The sequence below is a fragment of the Pantoea sp. Ae19-2 genome, from assembly GCF_059801205.1.
The window spans coordinates 1-550 of the sequence record NZ_JBCHWE010000009.1 but is presented as its reverse complement, the minus strand read 5'-3'; the positions used below and the strand labels follow the sequence as shown (position 1 = coordinate 550).

Here is a 550-nt window from a genome sequence, read left to right as displayed (position 1 = left end):
CGTGCCGTTCGGAAAGCGCACCCAGCCTGAATCGTTCATCACCTGCGAAAAGTCGCTGCCCTTTGTGTAACCGGACAGCTCCCAGCCGTTTTGCAGAAACAGGCGTCGCTGTTCGGCGTTAAACGTCAGCGCATTAACGCGCCGGTCGGCTATGGAACCTGATGGCGACAGCGCAAAATCAAAATAGTTTGCGCCGCTGCCGGTTATGCCACAGATGATCGAGGCCATGATCGCGCCACCGAATGAAAAATCAATGCCGGTTCCCGAACCGCTGGCCGTGCGCTTGTTTTTCAGGTGAATGCCGGTGAATGGATTGTCGTAGTCCAGATTCAGATCGCCGGTGAGCGTCCCGCCCTTGAGCGGTAAAGCCCCCTGTGCCAGCGCGATAAATTTATCAAGGCTCAGGTTTTTCAGCACATCACTGACCAGACCGGCGTCAGCAATTTCTTTCAGCGCGCTGGCCGTTTTCAGATACTGGCTGTGCGGGTCGGTGGCTTCGGTGTGGCTTTTCAGCCCGGCATCGCTGTATTTCTTAGCCGCAGCCAGCTGG

1 pseudogene is annotated in these 550 nt (G+C 56.5%); it reads right to left on the bottom strand.

From position 1 onward, the window contains the following. Positions 1-550 (bottom strand): annotated as a pseudogene (locus tag AAIE03_RS24185) (hypothetical protein); the annotation flags it as partial.